This window comes from Sphaerobacter sp., from assembly GCF_019683595.1.
Lineage (GTDB): Bacteria > Chloroflexota > Chloroflexia > Thermomicrobiales > Thermomicrobiaceae > Sphaerobacter.
On the sequence record NZ_JADGHZ010000236.1, the window covers coordinates 1 to 4,557 of the forward strand.

At 68.2% G+C, this 4,557-nt stretch carries 6 protein-coding genes; all 6 read right to left on the reverse strand.

Annotated features, from left to right (window positions below):
• Positions 1-74 precede the first annotated feature (74 nt).
• Positions 75-692, reverse strand: coding sequence for a dihydrofolate reductase family protein (locus IRZ30_RS15860; protein WP_294086530.1), 618 nt, complete (start codon positions 690-692; stop codon positions 75-77).
• A 29-nt stretch (positions 693-721) separates the two neighbouring features.
• Positions 722-1,246 carry a pyridoxamine 5'-phosphate oxidase family protein gene (locus tag IRZ30_RS15865; RefSeq protein ID WP_294086532.1) on the reverse strand — a complete coding sequence of 175 codons (525 nt, stop codon included), beginning with the start codon at positions 1,244-1,246 and terminating at the stop codon, positions 722-724.
• A 185-nt stretch (positions 1,247-1,431) separates the two neighbouring features.
• Positions 1,432-2,256 (reverse strand): alpha/beta hydrolase, encoded by an 825-nt coding sequence (locus IRZ30_RS15870; protein WP_294086534.1) that lies wholly within the window; start codon positions 2,254-2,256, stop codon positions 1,432-1,434.
• 40 nt (positions 2,257-2,296) lie between these two features.
• The gene (locus tag IRZ30_RS15875; RefSeq protein ID WP_366945369.1) at positions 2,297-2,689 is read right to left on the reverse strand and encodes a YciI family protein; all 393 of its coding nucleotides are present in this window, start codon (positions 2,687-2,689) and stop codon (positions 2,297-2,299) included.
• Positions 2,690-2,709: 20 nt separating this feature from the next.
• On the reverse strand, positions 2,710-3,006 hold the full coding sequence (locus tag IRZ30_RS15880; RefSeq protein ID WP_294086538.1) for a MoaD/ThiS family protein: 297 nt from the start codon (positions 3,004-3,006) through the stop codon (positions 2,710-2,712).
• A complete protein-coding gene (locus tag IRZ30_RS15885) occupies positions 3,003-4,118 on the reverse strand; it encodes an exo-alpha-sialidase (protein WP_294086540.1) in 1,116 nt (371 codons plus the stop codon). The genes IRZ30_RS15880 and IRZ30_RS15885 overlap by 4 nt, the downstream gene beginning before the upstream one ends.
• Positions 4,119-4,557 lie beyond the last annotated feature (439 nt).

A 4,557-nucleotide genomic window follows, 5' to 3' on the forward strand; every position in this document is an offset into this window, starting at 1 on the left:
CCCCGCCCCCCACCGCCCCCCTCCCCCCCCCCCGCGCGGGCCCCCGGGGGGGGGGGCCCGAGGCGGCATATCCCTCATCGCACGACAGTGAACTGGAGGTGGGTGACGCCGGACGACGCGACCACCTGCGTCCGCTCCAGCTCGATAGGCGTCTCGTCGAGATGGTCGAACAGCCGCTTCCCGCCTCCCAGCAGCACCGGCACCAGAGAGACGTGGATCTCGTCGAGGAGCCCGGCCCGCAGGTACTGCTGGATGACGCTGGCTCCGCCGCCGATCGACACGTCCTGATCCCCCGCGGCGGCGCGGGCCTGCTCCAGGGCGGGCTCGATTCCGTCGGTAACGAAGGTGAACGTCGTGCCGCCTTCTTTGACCAGCGGCTCCCGCGCGCGGTGGGTTACCACGAAGACGGGCACGTGGAAGGGCGGGTTTTCGCCCCACGGTCCCTCGGCGAAGTCGAACATGCGCCGGCCCATCACCACGGCGCCGGTGCGCTGGATGGCCTCGTCAAGCAGGTCGCCGTCCGTGGTGACCTCTCCACCTTCGAGGCCGTGGGGCTTGCGCCAGCTTTCCAGATCGTAGAGCCACTCATGGAGCCGATCGCCGCCTTCTCCGAGGGGCATCTCGAGGCGATCGTTCGGGCCGGTGATGTAGCCGTCGATCGACGTGGACATCGATGCAAACACGCGTCCCATCGGGTGCTCCCTTCGTAAGGCGATGCGTGCTAGTCGCTCCCGCTGGCGAAGCGCCATCGGGTCGGCGGGAACTGCTGGCCCGCCGGGAATCCAAAGGCCGTCGCCGGCGTGAGTGCGTAGACCGCGTACGGGGGTGGGCCGGCAGTGGGTGCTCCGTTGCCGTAGAGCGCACCGTCCCGCACCGCGACCTGCCATCCGTACTTGGCTGCGTACGCAGCGGCGATCCGGCGGAGGCGGGACTCGTCCGTCACGCGCACCGCTTCGCCTTCGATCACGAGGTCGACGCCGTGCTCCCGCGTCGCGATGGTGCAGTGCGGGTCGCGGGCGAGGTTCCGCCCCTTGCGCGAGTTGGGGCTGGCGGCGAAGTGCAGGGCGTCGTCCATCCAGATCGCGAGCAGGGGCACCAGGTGCGGTCGGCCGTCCGGCCGCACCGTCGCCAGCCAGAACCACTGCGCCGCCTCCAGCGTGCCGCGAGTGTCCTCCCACGCCGCCGGGGTTCGATGCGCGTCGTCGATCACGGCCATCAGGTCAGCCGCTGGTCCGCCACTCGCCATGGTGAACCTCCCTCGTGTGGGCGAGCCAACATCGTTGTCCCGGGTGGTTCTGGGTCCGTCCCGGTTCCTGCGGTGTCCCCTCGTGCCTGCCACGGCCGTAAGCCGTGGTGTGGAGGGGCCACGTTGCTCAGTAGTCCTTCGGGGACGTCCGAATTCGATACCGGGCGCGCCGGACTCCTGGCCGATCACGCCTGCTCCGGCATGGGCGCGTCGAGGAAGGCCTCGATCATCGGTACCAACCAGCCAACGCGGTCGAGGATGCCAAGGTGCGACGTGCCGGGGAGGACGACGAGCTGGGCGGCTGGGAGCCCGACGATGTCGCCGAACACGCCGCCGCCACGCAGCCGGAACAACTCCACTGCGTGTTCCGGACGAGTTCCGTCGGAGTCGCCGATGACGATCATGGTCGGTGCGGTGATCACCTGGATCTCCTCGGCGGGCCAGTCCTGCGGCGCGAGATTGAGCTGCTTCACCTTCGCCATCAACGTGGGAAACGCCTCGGGATTGGGCGCCGTCCGGTTGTAGGCCTCGCGCATGGGCGTGCCTTCCAACCAGTCGGGCGTCATCTGCTCGACAGTCGCCAGCAGCTCAGGGTAGAGACCGCCAGTATTGAACGAGCCCGAGACGAACACCAGCTTGCGCACGAGCGCTGGGTGCCGCATCGCCACCCGCAGGGCCGCGGTGCCTCCCATGCTGTAGCCGAACACGTCGGCCTGCTCGATCCCGAGGTGCCGCAGCAGCGCGGCCGTGTCGTCCGCCAGGGACTCGTACGTGATCGGCCGGTCGATGTCCGCCGTGTGCCCATGTCCCTGGAGCTCGACTGCGATGACCTGTCGTGTCCTTGCCAACGTGGGGATGTACTCCCCCATGAGCTCGATCGTCATGTAGGCGCCGGGCAGCACGACCAGCGGCTGCCCGGCGCCATGGATCTCGTAGTACATCTGGAGGCCGTTGACGGGGGCGTACCCGCTCGTGACGTCACCGCCTGTGCCGCGCGCACCGTGTGCCATGATGAAGCTCCTTTCGTGGTGCCGGCACGAGGACGATCGGTTACAGCGCAGGCCGCGCGCCCAGATCGGCCGAGGACTTTTCCTCCGGCAGGCCGGGTAGCTCGATGACGGGTCGGATCTCGACCGTGCCCCAGCGCGCGCCCGGGATTCGCGACGCGATGGCGATGGCCTCGTCGAGGTCGTTGGCCTCGATCATGAAGAAGCCGCCGAGTTGCTCGTGGGTCTCGGCGAACGGGCCGTCGGTGACCAGCCGCTTACCGTCGCGGATGCGCACGCTGGTCGCCGTCGACGTCGGGTGCAGCGGGGCGGTCGCGATGAAGTGCCCTTCTCGCGCGAGCTGGTGTGCCAGCTCCGTCGATTCCTGATAGCAGGCCTGCCGCTCGTCGTCGCTGAGCGCCTGCTCGTCGCCGTAGATGAGAAGCATGTATCGCACGGGTCTCCCTCGCTTCTTCCTTACCCGCCGGCGATGGCGCCGACGATCATGAACGGCTCGTCGCCGCATGCCACCGCCTCGGGCAGCGGTGCATCCGGCTCTTCGTGCGACAGGTCCTGCTCACACGCGAAGAAGCGCACCAGAGGCCGGCGGCGTTTGGTGATGTGGTCGCGGATCGTGCCGCGCAGGACCGGGTAGGCGGCTTCCAGCGCGTCGAGCACCGCGCGCTGCGTCACCGGCCCCTCGACTTCGACCGTCACCTCGCGGCCCGTCCGCGCCAGGATCTGCAAGTGGGGCGGGAGCACCACGCGGATCATGGCAGTGTCTGGACTTCCACTGACACGACTGCCGGCAGGTTCTCGACGATCGGCATCCAGGTATCGCCGGAGTCGGGCGACACGTAGACCTGCCCGCCGGTGGTCCCGAAGTAGATGCCGCAGGGGTCGAGCTGGTCCACGGCCATCGCATCGCGCAGCACGTTGACGTAACAGTTCTGCTGCGGCAGGCCCTTGGTCAGCGGTTCCCACTCATGCCCGCCGGTGCGGCTTCGGTAGACCCGCAGCTTCCCCTCGGGCGGGTAGTGCTGATGGTCGCTCGTGATCGGGACGACGTAGATCGTCTCCGGCTCGTGCGCGTGGACCTCGATCGGGAAGCCGAAGTCGCTCGGGAGGTTTCCGCTCACTTCGTGCCACGAGTCGCCCGCGTCGTCGCTACGCATCACATCCCAGTGCTTCTGCATGAAGAGCACGTTCGGCCGCGACGGGTGCATCGCAATCCGGTGCACGCAGTGGCCGACGTCCGCGTCCGGATCGGGGATGTAGTCGGAGCGCAGGCCGCGGTTGATCGGCCGCCACGTCGTGCCGCCGTCGTCGGTGCGGAAGGCCCCGGCCGACGAAATCGCGACGAAGATGCGCTCGGGGTTGCTGGGATCGAGCAGGATGGTGTGGAGGCACAGGCCACCGGCGCCGGGTTGCCAGAGGTGACCGGTATCGTGGCAGCGCAGTCCGGAGAGTTCCTGCCAGGTGCGGCCACCATCGGTGGAGCGGAACAGCGCGGCGTCCTCCACGCCGGCATAGACCGTATCGGGGTCGGTCAGCGACGGCTCCAGGTGCCAGACCCGCGAGAACTCCCAAGGATGCTGGGTGCCGTCGTACCACTGGTGTGTCCCGGTGTCCCCGTCGTAGATGAACTCGTTGCCCACTGGCTCCCACGTCTCGCCGCCGTCGTCGGAGCGCTGGATCTGCTGCCCGAACCAGCTCAGCGACGGCGCCGCGTAGATCCGGTTCGGATCGGCCGGTGAGCCTTTCATGTGGTAGACCTCCCAGCCCCCGAAGAGGGGACCGGTGACCTGCCACCGATCGCGTTTACCGTCCGCGGTGAGAATGAAAGCCCCCTTGCGTGTCCCGACGAGGACACGGACTCCGCTCATCCAAGGCTCCTTCCTGAGCGCTCCCTACCACTGCCTCCGGCTGTCGCTCTCATACCGTAGTCGAACGAGCCGGGCCCAATTCGACAGGCAAGACTGTACGTACAGTATAGAACAATCGTGCTAGTGTCAAGGGGTCATTGCTCCGAAATGGCCGGGTGGGGGTTGGGCTGGCAGTGTGGTCTGAGTCCGGGATGGGTGGTGCGAAGGATCCCGCTACTCGGCGCGTGCCCGGCGGCTAAAGCCGCCGGGCTGACAAGGAAAAGCCCGCTGAAGCGGGCTGGGATCGCGGTACGGAGCAGACCCCGATGCGCCGGTCCCGCCGCTCGGTGCGTGCCCGGGGCTAAAGCCGCCGGGCTGACACGGCGAAGCCCACTGAAGGGGCTGGGGACGCTGAGCCCAGTCTCTTAAACACAACTCCGAGCCCACGAGACGCTCATGA